11 protein-coding genes are annotated in these 15,309 nt (G+C 73.8%); 5 read left to right on the top strand and 6 right to left on the bottom strand.

Features of this window, described 5'->3' with window-relative positions:
* Both APR03_RS22645 and APR03_RS22640 read right to left on the bottom strand, forming a co-directional pair.
* A partial coding sequence (locus APR03_RS22645; protein ID WP_253839476.1) for an ABC transporter ATP-binding protein occupies positions 1–554 on the bottom strand: 554 nt, incomplete at its 3' end.
* Positions 555–684: 130 nt separating this feature from the next.
* The gene (locus tag APR03_RS22640) at positions 685–1,299 is read right to left on the bottom strand and encodes a TetR/AcrR family transcriptional regulator (protein ID WP_253839474.1); all 615 of its coding nucleotides are present in this window, start codon (positions 1,297–1,299) and stop codon (positions 685–687) included.
* A gap of 87 nt (positions 1,300–1,386) precedes the next feature.
* Here APR03_RS22640 and APR03_RS22635 point away from each other — a divergent pair, with 87 nt between their 5' ends.
* Both APR03_RS22635 and APR03_RS22630 read left to right on the top strand, forming a co-directional pair.
* Positions 1,387–2,094: an SDR family NAD(P)-dependent oxidoreductase gene (locus APR03_RS22635; RefSeq protein ID WP_253839473.1), complete on the top strand. Its 708-nt coding sequence runs from the start codon at positions 1,387–1,389 to the stop codon at positions 2,092–2,094.
* A 91-nt stretch (positions 2,095–2,185) separates the two neighbouring features.
* The gene (locus APR03_RS22630; protein ID WP_253839472.1) at positions 2,186–2,569 is read left to right on the top strand and encodes an SgcJ/EcaC family oxidoreductase; all 384 of its coding nucleotides are present in this window, start codon (positions 2,186–2,188) and stop codon (positions 2,567–2,569) included.
* 55 nt (positions 2,570–2,624) lie between these two features.
* On the opposite strand, the gene APR03_RS22625 is transcribed toward APR03_RS22630, so the two are convergent.
* The 3 genes from APR03_RS22625 to APR03_RS22615 form a co-directional block, all read right to left on the bottom strand.
* Positions 2,625–4,295, bottom strand: coding sequence for an alpha/beta hydrolase (locus APR03_RS22625; RefSeq protein WP_253839471.1), 1,671 nt, complete (start codon positions 4,293–4,295; stop codon positions 2,625–2,627).
* An 83-nt stretch (positions 4,296–4,378) separates the two neighbouring features.
* Positions 4,379–5,026, bottom strand: coding sequence for a response regulator transcription factor (locus APR03_RS22620; RefSeq protein WP_275977920.1), 648 nt, complete (start codon positions 5,024–5,026; stop codon positions 4,379–4,381).
* 83 nt (positions 5,027–5,109) lie between these two features.
* Positions 5,110–6,282 carry a sensor histidine kinase gene (locus APR03_RS22615; RefSeq protein ID WP_253839470.1) on the bottom strand — a complete coding sequence of 391 codons (1,173 nt, stop codon included), beginning with the start codon at positions 6,280–6,282 and terminating at the stop codon, positions 5,110–5,112.
* 313 nt (positions 6,283–6,595) lie between these two features.
* Between APR03_RS22615 and APR03_RS22610 the strand changes: the two genes are divergently transcribed.
* Together APR03_RS22610 and APR03_RS22605 are read left to right on the top strand one after the other, a co-directional pair.
* Positions 6,596–7,363, top strand: coding sequence for an SDR family NAD(P)-dependent oxidoreductase (locus APR03_RS22610; RefSeq protein ID WP_253839469.1), 768 nt, complete (start codon positions 6,596–6,598; stop codon positions 7,361–7,363).
* A 37-nt stretch (positions 7,364–7,400) separates the two neighbouring features.
* The gene (locus APR03_RS22605) at positions 7,401–8,105 is read left to right on the top strand and encodes an NADPH-dependent F420 reductase (RefSeq protein WP_253839468.1); all 705 of its coding nucleotides are present in this window, start codon (positions 7,401–7,403) and stop codon (positions 8,103–8,105) included.
* A gap of 74 nt (positions 8,106–8,179) precedes the next feature.
* On the opposite strand, the gene APR03_RS22600 is transcribed toward APR03_RS22605, so the two are convergent.
* On the bottom strand, positions 8,180–8,812 hold the full coding sequence (locus APR03_RS22600) for a TetR/AcrR family transcriptional regulator (RefSeq protein ID WP_253839467.1): 633 nt from the start codon (positions 8,810–8,812) through the stop codon (positions 8,180–8,182).
* Between the two features lie 241 nt (positions 8,813–9,053).
* Here APR03_RS22600 and APR03_RS22595 point away from each other — a divergent pair, with 241 nt between their 5' ends.
* Entirely contained in the window at positions 9,054–15,284 is a 6,231-nt protein-coding gene (locus APR03_RS22595) for a Spy0128 family protein (protein ID WP_253839466.1), read from the top strand.
* The last annotated feature ends 25 nt before the right edge of the window (positions 15,285–15,309 follow it).

The raw sequence follows: 15,309 nt of genomic DNA, 5'->3' as shown, positions 1-15,309 counted from the left end.
AGGCGGCGCTGCAGGGAGGCGATCTGGGTGCGGGTCTGCACGCGCAGCTTGGCGTCCAGGTTGGACAGCGGCTCGTCCATGAGGAAGACCTGGGGCTGGCGCACGATGGCGCGGCCCATGGCCACGCGCTGGCGCTGGCCACCGGAGAGGGCCTTGGGCTTGCGGTCCAGGTACTCGGTCAGGTCGAGGATCTTGGCGGCTTCCTCGACCCGCTGGCGGATCTCGGCCTTGGGGGTGCCGGCGATCTTCAGGGCGAAGCCCATGTTGTCCGCGACCGACATGTGCGGGTAGAGCGCGTAGTTCTGGAAGACCATCGCGATGTCGCGGTCCTTGGGCTGCACGTCGGTGACGTCGCGGTCACCGATGAGGATGTGCCCGCCGTTGACGTCCTCCAGACCCGCCAGCATCCGCAGGGCTGTGGACTTGCCGCTTCCTGAGGGTCCGACCAGGACCAGGAACTCGCCGTCCTCGACCGCGAGCGTGAGCTCGTCGACCGCGGGCGTCTCGGTGCCCGGGTAGACCCGTGATGCGTGGTCGAACGTGACCGTAGCCATGAGAAAACATCCCTCCACCGGCAGGAACGTGCCGGACGATCCGTTGTGGTCCCACCGGGCCGGTGGGGCGAGATGCGGGGTGAACGCATTCGGGGCCCCAGTCCTTCCCGGCCAGGGCGACGCGACTCCGCTACCTCGTGGGTGAGGGGGTGGGCCCGAGCAGGCGCAGGCTGTTCTGCCACAGCGCGTCGAGCTGCGAGGGGTCGTTGAACACCTTCGCGAAGAGCACGAGCCCCTCGAGCTGCGCGACGATCGCCCTCGCGGCGCCGTCGACGTCGTCCGCCGGGCGGTCGAGCTCCCCGGACGCGACGGCGGCGGCGAGGGCGGAGCGGATCATGTCGATCTGCTCGTCGAAGATCTTCTCGAGACGCAGCCGCACCGGCTCGTTCTGCGAGCTGACCTCGAGCGCCAGGTTGCCGAACAGGCACCCGGTGACCCAGCCCGTGCCCACCCGCGCGTCGACCTGCATCTTCGTGGTGGCGGCGAACAGCGCGCGGAGCCGCTCCAGGATCGTCCCGGGGTCGTCCAGGATCCCGGCCCACACGCCCTGCTGCCACGTCCAGTGGTGGTCGATGACGGCGAGCGCCAGAGCCTCCTTGGACGGGAAGAAGTAGTAGAAGGACCCCTTGTTCACGCCGGCGTGCGCGCAGAGCTCCGCGACGCCGATCGACCCGTAGGGGCGCTGGGAGAACAGTTCCACGCCCGCTTGGACCAGGCGCTCACGTCCGTTCGAGGTTCTCGGCATGTTGACAGTATACGACCGGTCAACTATAACGGGAAGCGCTGGTAGTTGACCGACCGTCTACTAGCACCGACACCAAGGAGTCCAGACATGAGCACACGCAAGGTAGTCGTCGTCACGGGAGCGTCCCAGGGCATCGGCGAGGGCCTGGTGGCAGCGTTCCGGGAGATCGGGTACGCCGTGGTCGCCACCTCGCGCACCATCGCCCGGGAGGAGGCGGACGACCTCGCGGTCGTCGCCGGCGACATCGCCGACCCGGCGACCGCCGACCTGGTCGTGAAGACCGCCGTCGAGCGCTTCGGCCGCGTCGACACGCTCGTGAACAACGCGGGCGTCTTCATCGCCAAGCCGTTCACCGAGTACACCGCCGAGGACCTCGACACCATGGTCGCCGTGAACGTCGGCGGCTTCTTCCACATCACGCAGCGCGCCATCCCGGAGATGCTGGCCGCCGGCGGCGGGCACGTCGTGAACATCACGACGACGCTCGTCGAGAGCGCGCTCTCGGTGTTCCCCTCGGCCCTCGCCTCCGTCACCAAGGGTGGGGTCGCCTCGGCGACCCGCGCCCTCGCGATCGAGTACGCGGAGCGGGGCATCCGCTTCAACGCCGTCTCGCCCGGCGTCATCAAGACCCCGATGCACCCCGAGGAGACCCACGAGGCGCTGGCCGGCCTGCACCCCGTCGGCCGCCTGGGCGAGGTGGACGACGTCGCCCGCGGCGTGGTCTACCTGGAGCAGTCGCCCTTCGTCACGGGCGAGTTCCTGCACATCGACGGCGGACAGATCGCCGGTCACTGAACCGCACCGGGGCGGCCCACCCGGGCCGCCCCGGAGGGGGCGGGGAACCGGCCCGCCGCCACCACCGATCCACCGGACCAGGAGGTCCCGCATGACCAGCCCCGACGTCACCGGCCCCGACATCAGCACGGCCGTCTCCGCACTGCTCGACCGCTGGGCCGACGGCATCCGCCGGCGCGACCTCGACCAGATCGCCGCGCAGTTCACCGAGGACGCCCTGTTCCAGGGTTTCGATCCCGAGCCGGCCTTCGGCCGGGCCGCTGTCGTCGCCTACTACGGCAAGCAGCCGCCCGGGCTGACCGTGGAGCACACCGTGCTCCACGCCCGTGAGCTCGCGCCCGGCGTCGCCGTCGGCTACGCGGCCGTCACCTTCCACCGCCCCGACCAGCCGGTGCGGGTCTACCTCACCGTCGTCGCCGTGGAGGCGGACGGCGTCTGGCTCCTGCGCCACTACCACGTCTCCCGCAGGTCGTGACCGAGAGCGGGACCCGGGTCCCACCGGGACCGGGCCCCGCTCGGTGCGCGGGCCGCTACGCGCCGGCGCCCGCGGGCGCGGCGAGCGGCTTCGTGGTGGCGGGCGGCACGTCGCACACGGTGCCGTCCTCCGGCAGGATCCCGTCGATCAGCACGGCGTCCACGGCGTCGTCGACGCACGGGCCGCTGGTGCCGTAGGAGGTGTGGCCGACGCCTTCCCGGGTGAGCAGGACGGCGTCGTCCAGGCGCTCGGCCATGGCCTCGGCCCAGTGGTGCGGGGAGACGTTGTCCAGGCGGCCGCCGACCACGAGGACCGGGGGAGCGCCGGCGCCGTCGAGCACGTCGGTGAAACGGTCCCTGTTGTCGACGGGCCACAGCGCGCAGCTCAGCGCGCTGTACGCGGCCCGCCCGCCGAGCCGGTCGTGCCGCTCGGCGATCGTCCGCGCCGCACGGTGGTGGTCGGACAGCCGGTCGACCTCCGGCCAGTCGGCGCACCGCACCGCGGTGTGCGGTTCCTGGAGGGTCGCGAACGGTCCGCCGAACGGGGCGACGGTCACCGACGACACCATGGCGTGCAGCAACGTGCCGTTGCCCTGCTCCGCGCCGATCAGGCCCGCCGTGAGCAGCGGCCAGAGCGCCTGGTTGCCCGCGGCGGCCCGCACGCCCTCCAGTGCCGCGGCGCCGTCCAGGGGCCCGCCCGGCGTGAGACCGTCGACCGGCTGAACCTGCAGCGGCCGCTTCTCGAGCTGCCGGACCAGCGCGTCGAACGCGGCCTCGGGGTCCCCGTCGCCGAACGAGCACACGGCGGTGCCCTCGGCGCGGCAGGTCTCGAACCAGGCGTCGAGCGTCCGCTCGTTGGACACCTCGACGTCGTCCAGGAGCCGCAGCGGGTCGTTCTGCCACAGGTCGGTGTCGACCGGCCCGTCGATGACCATCTGGCGCACCCGCTCGGGGAACAGCGTGGCATACACGGGGCCGACCACGGTGCCGTAGGAGGCGCCGTAGAAGGTGATCTGCTCCTCGCCGAGCGCCGCCCGCACCTGGTCCAGGTCCCGGGCCACGTTGTCGGTGGACAGGCTGGCCAGGAACGTGCGGCTCTGGTGGTCGAGGCACCCGTGCGTGAAGGTGCGGGCGTCGGTGAGGAGCCTGCCGAACCGCTTGCCGCCGGGGATCGTCGGGTCCCGGTCCTCGGCGGCCTGTGCGGCGCGCTGCTCGTCGGTGAGGCAGCGCACGGCCTCGGAGTCGCCGACGCCGCGCGGGTCCACGCCGACGACGTCGAACCGGGCCACGACCTCCGCCGAGAACGGGCCCGTGCCGTGGGCGACGTCGATGCGCTCGACCATCTCGGTCGCGGACACCCCGGGGCCGCCGGGGTTGACGAACAGGCTGCCGATGCGCCGGTCCGGGTCGGTGGCGCGGTGCCGCGTCACGGCGAGCTCGATCCGTTCACCGCGCGGGCTGCCGTACTCCACCGGCACCTCGACGGTGGCGCAGTCGAAGCCGGTGCCGCACGCCTGCCAGTCGACGGGGTCCGGGGCGGGCGCGGCCGGTCCGGCGGTGGCCGCTCGGTCCGGTGTCCGAGCCGCCGCAGCGCCGGCCGCGCTCGCGGCGCCCGCCGTGCCCGCCCCGCCGGCGCAGCCGGTGAGGACGAGTGCGGCGGCGGCCAGCACCGCGGCGAGTCGCAGGGAGACGTGGGACGGACGGGTTCGTGGAGGTGAGGATGACATGTCCTCGACGCTAGGCGGGCCGTCCGGCGGTGGCCTCGGCCGAACGGTCCGAGGTGGCCGACCAAAGTCGGAGCCGGCGGTCGTCAGTCGTCCGTCGTGAGCCCCGCCTCGTGCGCGAGCAGTGCGACCTGCACCCGGTTGTTGAGGTCCAGCTTGGTGAGGATCGCCGACACGTGGGTCTTGACCGTCGTCAGGCCGAGGTGGTGGCGCGCGGCGATCTCCGCGTTGGTGCGGCCCGCGCCGATCTCCGCCGCGACGACGCGTTCCCGGTCGGCGAGCACGTCCAGCCGTCGGCGTGCCTCGGCCTTCCGGTCGTCCTGCCCCGCCTCGGCCACCCGGTCGATCAGCCGGCGGGTCACGCCGGGCGAGAGCACGGGACGCCCCTGGGCCGCGTGCCGGACGGCGACGACGAGCTCGTCCGGCGGTGTGTCCTTGAGGAGGAACCCGGCGGCACCGGCGCGCAGCGCCCGCAGCACGTGGGCGTCGGCGTCGAAGGTGGTGAGCACGACGACCTGCGGCGCCCCCGGCCGGCTCCGCAGGCTCTCCGTGGCCGTGAGCCCGTCGGTCCCGGGCATCCGGATGTCCATGAGCACGACGTCGGGCCGGTGGCGCCGGGCCAGCGCCACCGCCTCCGCCCCGTCGCCGGCCTCGGCCACCACGGACAGGTCCGGGGCGCCGCTCAGCATCATCCGGAGCCCGAAGCGGACCACGGGGTCGTCGTCGACGAGCAGGACGCGGACGGCGGGAGCGGACCCGGCGGACCGAGCGGCGACAGGCCCGGTCTCGTGCTCGGCGCCGTCCGGCGGGGTGCGTGTCACAGCGGCCACGGTAGACGTATCCGGACGCGCCAGCCGCCCTCGTCCGTCGGGCCGTGCTCCAGCCGGCCGGCCACGAGCCGGACCCGCTCCTCGAGCCCGCGCAGCCCGGTGCCGGGGACGGCGGACCGGGGAGGGGGCGGTACGCGGGCCGGCGACCGTCCCGCGGGCGGGGTGTCGACCACCTCGGCGGTGACGTGGTCGCCGGCGCGGCCCTCGATCCGCACCGTCACCGAGGAGCCGGCCGCGTGCTTGCGCACGTTGGTCAGGCCCTCCTGCACCAGGCGGTAGACCGTGCGCCCCTGCGTCTCCGGGAGCGTCTGCCCACCCGTCGTCAGGCCCGCGCCGTCCCGCAGCTCCACGGGCGTACCGGCCTGGCGTGCCTCGTCGACCAGCTCGCGCACGTCCTCGACCGCCGGCAGCGGCAGCTCGCCCACCGGCGCGCGGAGCACCCCGATCACGTCGCGCAGGTCCTGCAGCGCGCGGTGCGCGTTCTGCCGGACCACCTCGGCGGCGCGCGCCACGTCCTCGGGCGGCGCGCCCCGTGCGTAGGAGAGCGCGCCCGCGTGCACGCTCAGCAACGACAGGCGGTGCCCCAGGACGTCGTGCATCTCCCGGGCCAGCGCGTGGCGCGCCTCGTGCTCGGACCGTTCGGCCCGCAGCCGGGCCTCGACCTCGGCGGCTGCGGCCCGCTCGTGCAGGGACGCGACCAGCGCGCGTCGGCTGCGCACCGTGAGCCCCCACGCCACGGTGGCGAGGTGTCCCAGGCCGATGATCGTGAACACCGTGAGCGGAGGGGTGACGTGGTCCGGCCGGAGCAGCTGGTGTGCGGTGAGCGCGGCCAGGCTCGTCCCGCACACCGCGACCGTCGTGCGGACCGGGCGGTGGACCGCCACCGTGAACAGCCCGAGGACGGCCGCGCCGGCCACCGTCTCGGAGTACACGGTGGCGCAGGCCAGGGCCAGGGCGATCGGCACCGGGAACCGTCGTCGCCACCACAGCGCGACGCAGCCGACCACCCCGGTGGCGAGGTCGGCGTCCAGGAGGGCGGCGGGCAGCGGCTCCGCGGCAGCCTCCTGGATCCGCGCGGTGAGCAGCCCCCAGGCGACCGCCACGACGAGGACGGCGAGGTCGCCGGCTCTGCCTCGCAGCGCGCCCCCGGACCTGTCCATCGCCCAGAGCCTAGCCGCGCCCGGCTCCCGTCACAGCGACCGCAGGACGCGCACCCGGTCGGCGACGGCCCGGCGGGCCACGTCCGAGTCCGGCTCGCCCAGCCCATGACGACCTTCCCGGGCTGGGACGAGGCCGCGGCGGAGCAGCGCGCGGTCTTCCTGCGCGGGATCGCGGGCACCGCCGCCTGAGGGCCTGGGTGGTACCTGCGTTCCCCGGGAACGCGGGCGCCTGGAACCCTGGCGCGCCCGGACCGAGGATCGGTGCCGGCTGATCCAGCCGTGGTCCCGCACCTCTTCGAGCAAGGAATGTTCTATGCCGCAGCTACTTACTGGGAAGACCGCTCTCGTCACCGGGGGCTCACGAGGCATCGGCCGGGCGGTCGCCGAGCGTCTGGCGAGCGAGGGCGCGGCCGTCGCGCTGACGTACAACGCGAGCAGGGCGGGCGCGGACGAGGCGGTCGCGGCGATCGAGCAGGCGGGTGGCAGCGCGTTCGCGCTCCAGGCCGACCTCTCCGACGCCGGTGCGGTGCCGGACCTGTTCAGCAGGCTCGACCGCGAGCTCGTGGAGCGCACCGGGAGCACCTCCCTCGACGTGCTCGTCAACAACGCGGGCAACTCCGGCTGGGGCGGCCTCGCCGACAGCACGCCGGAGAGCTGGGACACGATGTTCGCGGTCCAGGCCCGCGCGCCGTTCTTCGTCGTCCAGTCCGCGCTGAGCCGCCTCGCCGACGGCGGGCGCGTCGTCAACGTCTCGTCCGCCGCCGGCGCGCGGCCGATGCAGTCGGTACCGGTGTACTCCATGGCCAAGGCGGGCATCAACAACCTGACCCGCGCCCTGGCCATGGAGCTCGGGCCGCGCGGCGTCACGGTGAACGCCGTGGCACCCGGCTGGGTGCGCACCGACATGAACACCGCCGTCCGCGAGAACGCGGACCTGGTGGCCTCCATCGAGGCGGACACCGCGCTGGGCCGGTTCGGCGACGTCTCCGACATCGCCGCGGTGGTCGCCTTCCTCGCCTCGGACGAGGGCCGCTGGGTGACCGGTCAGGTCATCGAGGCCAGCGGCGGCTACCAGCTCTGAGCCTGCCCGGCATCCCACAGCACCACCGGAGGAAGACATGCGTATCGGAGTAGTCAACGCAGGAAACATCGGTCGCGCCCTGGCGCGGGCCTGGCTCGCCGCGGGCCACGACGTCATGGTGGCCAAGGACGGCGGGCAGCAGAAGCTGGACGCGTTCGTCGCGGAGAACCCGGGGGCGGTCCCCGGCACGCCGGCTCAGGCCGCCGAGTTCGGCGACGTCGTGCTGTTCTCGGTGTACTGGCCCCGGCTGGACGCCGTGCTCGACGCCGTCGGCCCCCAGGCGGGCGGTCCGGCGGGCGGTCTGGCGGGCAAGGTGGTGATCGACACCATGAACCCGCTGCAGGTGAGCGGCGACTTCGAGCACTCGTACGACGCCGCGTTCATGGCGCGGACGTCGACCAGCGAGGAGCTGCAGCGGCGGCTCCCGGCGGCGCGGGTGGTGAAGGCGTTCAACACCGTGCCGTCCACCCTGCTCGACGCGCGGCGGTGGCCCGCGCCGGAGCCCGCGCCGCCGGTGCTCCTCGCCGGTGACGACGCCTCGGCCAAGGCCCAGGTGCGCACGCTGGCCGGGGACGCCGGCTTCACCGCGCTCGATGCCGGGCCGCTGACGTCCGCGCGGAACATCGAGCAGCTCAACGTGCTGGTGCACCTGCTGGCGGACCACCAGTTCGAGGGTGCGCTCGACCGCCTCGCACCGGCGGTCCTGGTCGCGGCCGGAGTCCCCACGCCCGCGCAGGGCTGACGGCGCACCCGTCGGCCACCCTGGTCGGCACGCCGGCCGGGCCGTACCGGGGGAGACCCGGTACGGCCCGGCCGTCACGCGCGGCCCACGGTGGCGTGCCCAGCGGCGGGCGCCGGCGGGCACGCCTCGCGCAGGCGGTTCACGGACGCCGTCACCATGGTGCGCACGTCCGCCTCACGCAGCGGTGCGGAGTGCAGGGCCGAGCTGAACGAGAGGCCCTCGACCAGGGCGAAGAGCAGGAGCGCCTCGCGGTGCAGCGTCTCCTCGTCGATCACGCGGCCGGTCAGCGCCGCGCCCAGCAGCGACCGGATCGTCTCGGCGCCGGCGGCGGAGGTGGCCGTGATCTCGGCCGCGAGCTCCGGGTCGGTGCGCCCCATGACGCGGTACTCGACGAGGGCCGCGTTCTCCTTGCGTTCCTGGTCGGTGGTCGGCGCGGCGAAGGCGATCGCCTCCGCGATCCGGGCCACCGGGTCGTCGGACAGCGTCTCGGCGCGGCGCAGGGCGCGCTGGACGAGCACGTCGAGCGTGAAGCGCATGACCTCGCGGAGGGTGTCGCCGAAGTAGTGGCGGATGCTCCCGATGGCCAGGCCGCTGCGGGCGGCGATCCGGGCGAGGGTGACGGCGCGGAGCCCGTGCTCGGCGATCTCGTCGATCACCGCGTCGGCGACCTGCTCCCGGCGGGCGTCCGGGTCGACTCTCTTCGGCATGGCCTCATCCTATCTAGCATGAGCGTGCCACCTTGACGGCGCGGGGATGCTCCGCTCCGCCCTGCCGTTGCCGATTCCCACCGCCTTCGTAGCATGGCAGGGACGCGCCCGAGCGCGGGTGCGTCGCGCGATGTGACTTCCGCGGGCAGCCTGGCCAGGGCCGGCGCCGGCGGTCACCGGGACCGGGCCGGACGAGCACGGCGGTCCCGCCCAGGTCTGGCACGAGGCGTAAGGGATCACCGTGCACCGTCGTCGCAAGGGTTCTGCCGGGTCGTGGCGTGCGCGGGCGCGAACCCGGGCGCACCGTCTGGTGGCCGCGGGGGCCGCCGCCGCGCTGGTCGGGTCGGGACTGCTCTGGGCGGCCGGGCCGGCCGCGCGGGCGGATCCGGTCCGCGGCGGCCTGACGCCCGCCGCGAAGCTGACCGACCACGCCTCCTGGCACCGCTACCCCGGGTCGCGGCCCGACAGCGACAACCCGAACGTCACCCACCAGTCCCAGAACCCGGGCCGCATCTGGACCGACAAGACCGTGTTCGGTGACGACGAGGCGGCCGAGGAGGCCGGGGTCGACCACGACCTCGACATCGCCGACGACGAGATGGCGGTCGTGCTGTCCGCTCTCGGCACCACGCGACAGGTGCGGTCCACCCGCGAGCCGGTCATCGACCTCGTGATCGCCATCGACAACTCCAACTCGATGACGCTGTGCGTCGGCACGTCGAGCACCTGCAGCTCGACCGGCTCCGGCGCGACGAGCTACCGCAACTCCCGCGCGTACGCGATGGTCGAGGGCGTCAACGCGGCGATCCAGCACATCGTCGAGGCCGACCCGGACGCACGCGTCAGCATCGTCGCGTTCGGCACCGCCGCCACCACCGTCACGCCCCTGACCCGGCCGCAGACCGTCACCGGCACGGACGACTACCTCGTGTTCGGCCCGCCCAACGCCCAGGGCCGCATGACGATCACCACGGTGGGGGAGAACCTCACCGTCGGGTACGTCGGCACCAGCGCCCAGTCGACGAACATCCACCGCGGTATCGACCGCGCCAGGTCGGTGCTCGCCGACCAGGCGACGAGCGCCGTCGCGGGCGACGAGCAGCACATCCCCAGCGTCATCGTCTTCTCCGACGGGGAGCCCACGCTGTCCGCCAACGAGGCGGCCTGGTGGAACCTGCAGGGCACGGCGAACCACGGACCGGCGTCCCCGACGGCGACCCAGTACTTCGGCAACGGCTACCTCGCCGCGCTCTCCGGCGCCTACCTGAAGAACCAGGTCACCGACGTCTACAACGACGAGGCGTACAACACCGCGCACGGCTTCTCGCCCGTCGAGACCAACGTCTACACCGTGGGCCTCGGCATGTCCGCGCTGCAGCCGCAGGGACAGCAGCTCGCGTACGCGACCCTCGACCCGCGCGGCACCCTGCCCGCACAGGGGCAGGTCAACCCGGCCAACGCGATGGCGACCTCGTTCGGCAGCGCGATGGGCACCTACGCCACCACCGGCTCCACCACGGTCACCGTGAACAGCACCGCCGCGTTCCGGGTCAACCGCCCCAGCGGCCAGGTGAGCAGCGGCTCGGCCTCCGTCAACGCCGTCACCTACGACCCGACCTACGAGCAGCTCCGGTACAACACGACGTTCGACGCGCCGAACACCGCCGAGGAGCTCGTCGCGGTGTTCGAGCGGATCGCGAACCAGGTGCTCACCGAGGAGCCCGTGCTGCCCGTCGAGACCACCACGCCCGACCCCAACACCGACGGGTACGTGACGTTCACCGACCCGCTCGGCCCCTTCATGCGCGTCAGCAAGATGGACAGCGTGGTGTTCTGCTCGATCCTCCAGCAGGACGGCCGCACCGACTGCGACCCCGAGGAGTTCACCGAACACACCACCACGACCAGCGGCAACACGACCACCTACGTCTTCGACGGCTCCTACGCGGCGAACGACCTGTTCCCCGAGACCGACCTGGCGAACATCGTGGTGACGGTCGAGTCCAACGTCTCCCTCGCCGTGGGCGACATCGTCACCGTCAAGATCCCCGTGGCCCTGCTGCCGATGATCAACACCTCCGTGCTGGAGGACCTCGACGGTGCGCCCCGGAGCATGAGCTGGTGGTCCTCCCACCCGGTGCACCTCTACTACAAGGTCGCGCCCAAGCCCGGCGTCGCGTCCGCGCTCACCGACCCGACGGCCCTGCCGGCCGCGGACCAGGCGGCGCTCGCGGCGTACGTCGGCGAGCACACCGTGGACGGCGCGCTCCGCTTCTACGCCAACGCGTTCGACACGGCCGACGACGGCACGCGCACCTCGCGCGCCGGCGTCACCTTCCGGCCCTCGACCCGCAACGACTTCTACCGGTTCGCGCGCGACTCCGTGCTGTACACCGCACAGGACCCGGGCGCGACGATCACGCCCGGGGAGTGGGACGCACTGCCGGGCACGGCCACCGTGTACCGCGCGCTGCCCCGCTACAGCACCACGGGCGGGCAGGGCGACGAACCGACCAAGACGCTCGTGTACCTGCCCACCACCAAGGCGAACCTGCTGGCCGGGCAGACGGAGGGTGCGCAGATCCGCCCGGTGGGCGGGGTGATGGTGGCGCCGGCCGGCCTGTACAACCTCTCCGAGCGGGTCGCGAACCTCGACATCCACAAGTGCGCCGAGGAGAACGTGGTCTGGGTGTCGGACAGCCTGACGTGCGCCGTCGAGGACCCGGCGGCCAACCGCACGCAGACCGACGCCTTCTCGCGCGAGGCCGCCGTGGAGCCCGACGTCGCGCAGTCGGTGCGCATCCGCCTCGGCAACAACGGCTGGCTCGAGTACGCGTCCCCGGGCGCGTTCGAGGTCGGCAAGACGGTGACGACGGCCCAGGCCGGGCTCGCACCCGACCCGGACCAGGAGTTCGCCTTCCGGGTCACGCTCACCGACCCGGCGGGCGGCCCGCTCGCGGGAGAGCTGCCGTACCGCGTCTTCGACGCCGACGGCGTGGCCGGGCGCGCCGGCACCGTCGCCACGGGCGGCACGATCACCCTGCGCGACGGCGAGCACGCGCGCGTCATGGGGCTGCCCGACGGCGCCGGGTACGCCGTGGCCGAGGTCGCGCCGCCCGGAGCGTGGACGCCCGTCGCACCCGAGGTGACGGACGGGACCGTCGCCGTCCCGCAGGCCACGGTCCCGCGGCTGGTGTGGGACAACGTCTACGACGTCGAGCCCGTCACCCTGACGACGGTCGCCGCGACCAAGGCGATGAGCCCCAGCTGGCTGGACGGCGCGTACCGCGTACGGCTGTGCCCCGTGGGCACCGCACCCGTCCCGGCGGACGGCGACGCCGAGAGCGGCTGCGTGACGCGCACGATCGACGCCGAGGGTCAGGAGACGGACTTCGGCGCCGTCACGTTCACGCGGCCCGGCACGTTCGAGTACGGGCTCGTCGAGCTCGCCACGGACGTGCCGGGCGTGCAGGACTCGCTCGCGCAGTACCGCTGGACGGTCGAGGTCACCGACACCGGCACCGGGCAGCTCCGGACGACGACGGCGCTCGCCCGCGTGCGCGACGACGCGGGCGGGGAGGCCCCCGGCGTCGTCGAGCCGCCCGCGACCTTCACCAACACGTGGAGCGCGGGCGACCTCGACCGGGCGCTCGAGGTGGTCAAGCACGTCCGGGACGCGTCGCTGGCCGGGCCGGGGCAGGTGCGTCCGCCGCTGATCCCGTACGCCTTCACCTTCGGCGCCGTCGACGAGGAGGACCCGGCCGAGCCGCCGCTCGAGTTCGCCGACGGCGGCCGTACGGCCCAGGTGCGGGCCACGCCGGGCAGCATCAGCGTCCCGTCGCCCCCGCTGCGCTACACCGAGGACCACGTGGGCGGCACGTACTTCTACGCCGCCCGCGAGGACCCGTTCGACCCGCCCGTCCCGGGGCTCACGCTCTCGGACGCGGTGTGGTTCTTCCGGATCGACGTCGGCAGCGTCGCGTCCCCCGACGGTCCGCTCGTCGACCCCGTCGTCACCACCTGCGAGACCACGGCCGACGCCGTCACCGAGGCGGACCCGTGGGGCGGCTGCGACCCGGCGACGGGCGACTACGGACCCGAGGGCGACGGCCCCGTCTTCGTCAACGCCTACGACCCCGAGCCGGCGGACGTCGCGCTCACGGCCACCAAGACCCTGGACGGCCGCCCCTGGGCGGACGGCGACGCGTTCACGTTCGACCTCGCCCCGGCCGACGACGTGACGCGCGCCGCCGTCGAGGCCGGGGAGATCGAGCTGCCGGACCCCGCGACCGCGACGGCGACGGCACCGGCCGACGGGGCCCCGAACGTGACGTTCGGCGCGATCACGTTCCACCGCCAGGGGGTCTACGGGTTCACCGTGACCGAGCGGGCCGAGCCGGCGGTGCCCGGCGTCGAGCCCGACCCGCGGGCCGTCGTCTACACCGTGACCGTGACCGACGAGCCCGCCGGCGACCGCCTCGACGGGCAGCTCGAGGCGGCCGTGAGCACGGCCCGCGGTGAGGCCGAGCTCGTCAACCGGTTCCGCGCGCGGGTGCCGTTCGCCAACGTCGTCGTGACCAAGACGCTCACCGGGCGCGAGCCGGTGGCGGGTGAGTTCGAGGTCGTGGTCGAGGCGCAGGACGACGCGTCGCGCGAGAAGCTCGGCTGGGACGAGGCCCGCCAGGTGTTCGCCACGACCGCCGACGCGCCGGACGGACAGCCCGCCCCGGTGGTCCAGCTGCCGCAGATGGAGCTCACCCAGACGGACCTCGGCCGTGCGTACACCTACGTGATCACGGAGCAGGAGAGCGCCGCAGGCGGCGTCACCTCGGACGACACCGTGCACACGGTCGAGGTCCGGGCCCGGTACGACGAGGTCGCGCGCGAGATGTGGGTCGAGACCACCGTGACGTCCGAGCGCGGCGGCACCGTGGTGCACGACTCGCGGACCGGCGGCGTCCCCGAGGTCGGCTTCGCCAACACGTACGAGGCGGGTCCGGGCACGGCGACGATCCCCGTGGACAAGCGGATCGTCGGGCGCGACTGGCGCGCGGGCGACACGTTCACGTTCCGGCTGTCCCCGGCGACGCCGGGCGCACCGATGCCCGAGGAGACCACCGTCGAGGTCACCGCGGACTCGGCCACGGCGTCGCCGCTCATCCGCAGCGCGGAGCTCGGTCCGATCACGTTCACCGAGCCCGGCGAGTACGCGTACACGATCCGGGAGGTCGCGCCGTCGTCCGACCCGATCGAGGACATCGTGTACGACACCGAGCGGGTCGTGAACGTCACGGTGCGGGTCACCGACGACGGGTCGGGCACGCTGCGGACCGAGGTCGTGGGGCCGGACGGCCACATGGAGAACATCTACCGCACCCCGTACCACTACGAGATCCGCAAGCGGCTGGACGGCCGCGACAGCGCCGACGGCGAGTTCGGCGTGCGGGTGGTGCCCCTGGACGAGCGCTCCGCCGAGATCACCGACGGCCAGGTGCCGTACCCCGACGGCACGGTGTTCGCGATGCCGGGTGCGGCCGACGGCGAGCTCGCCCTGTTCGAGCGCGAGGCCCGGCCGGTCCTCACCGAGGATGTGCTCGGGTACTCGTACTGCTACGTCTATGCCGAGGAGATCCCGGACCCGCCGCTACCCGGCATCACCTACGACGAGACGCGCTACCAGGTCTGCACCACGCCGAGCCGGCGCGAGGACGGCGTGCTGCAGGCCACCTCCGTGATCCGCGACGCGGACACGGGCGAGCTGCTGGACGAGGTCGTCACGGCCGAGGACGACGTGCCGCGGCAGTTCCCGCAGATCGCCTTCCGGAACACGTTCAACGCGTGGACCCTCACCAAGACCTCGGACCCGGGCAGCGGCTCGACGGTGGCGCCCGGGTCGGTCGTGACCTACACCCTCACCGCGACCAACACCGCCACGACGACCCTCGTGGGGGCGGCGGCGACCGACGACCTGACCGGCGTGCTGGCGCACGCCACGCTCGGCGACCTCCCGGACGGTCTCGTCCTCGACGGCACCACGCTGACCTGGACGGTCCCCGACGTCGCCGCGGGGGAGCGGGCCACGGTGTCCTACCGGGTGACCGTCGCGGACGACGCGGGCGGGCAGGCGCTGCGCAACGTCGTCACGGGAGCCGGCTCCGCCCCGCCGCCCGCGCCCTGCCCGGACGACGACGCGGCGTGCCGCGCCACCGAGCACACCGTCTCCGACCCGGGCCCCGAACCCTCACCGCCCGGGGAACCGACCCCGACCCCGACGGCGCCCCCGGAACCGCCGCCCTCTGCCGAGGACCCGGGGGACCCCGGGGCAGCGGGCCCGCCGGCGTACCCGGGGGCGGGTGACCTGCCGGTCACGGGCTTCGACGCGGTGTGGCTGGGCCTGCTCGGCCTGGTGCTGATCCTGGTGGGCGGCACCCTCGTGGCGGTGCGCCGCCGCTCCGCGGGCCGGGTGGCGTGAGGCGCGGCCGACCCCGCGCGCGGTG

Source organism: Promicromonospora thailandica (genome assembly GCF_024171955.1).
GTDB classification, from domain to species: domain Bacteria; phylum Actinomycetota; class Actinomycetes; order Actinomycetales; family Cellulomonadaceae; genus Promicromonospora; species Promicromonospora thailandica.
This window is presented reverse-complemented; position numbering and strand designations above follow the sequence as displayed.

Coding starts and splice junctions, on each gene's coding strand:
- APR03_RS22640 (WP_253839474.1), bottom strand. CDS start 1,299: ATGCCGAGAACCTCGAACGGACGTGAGCGCCTGGTCCAAGCGGGCGTG.
- APR03_RS22635 (WP_253839473.1), top strand. CDS start 1,387: ATGAGCACACGCAAGGTAGTCGTCGTCACGGGAGCGTCCCAGGGCATC.
- APR03_RS22630 (WP_253839472.1), top strand. CDS start 2,186: ATGACCAGCCCCGACGTCACCGGCCCCGACATCAGCACGGCCGTCTCC.
- APR03_RS22625 (WP_253839471.1), bottom strand. CDS start 4,295: ATGTCATCCTCACCTCCACGAACCCGTCCGTCCCACGTCTCCCTGCGA.
- APR03_RS22615 (WP_253839470.1), bottom strand. CDS start 6,282: ATGGACAGGTCCGGGGGCGCGCTGCGAGGCAGAGCCGGCGACCTCGCC.
- APR03_RS22610 (WP_253839469.1), top strand. CDS start 6,596: ATGCCGCAGCTACTTACTGGGAAGACCGCTCTCGTCACCGGGGGCTCA.
- APR03_RS22605 (WP_253839468.1), top strand. CDS start 7,401: ATGCGTATCGGAGTAGTCAACGCAGGAAACATCGGTCGCGCCCTGGCG.
- APR03_RS22600 (WP_253839467.1), bottom strand. CDS start 8,812: ATGCCGAAGAGAGTCGACCCGGACGCCCGCCGGGAGCAGGTCGCCGAC.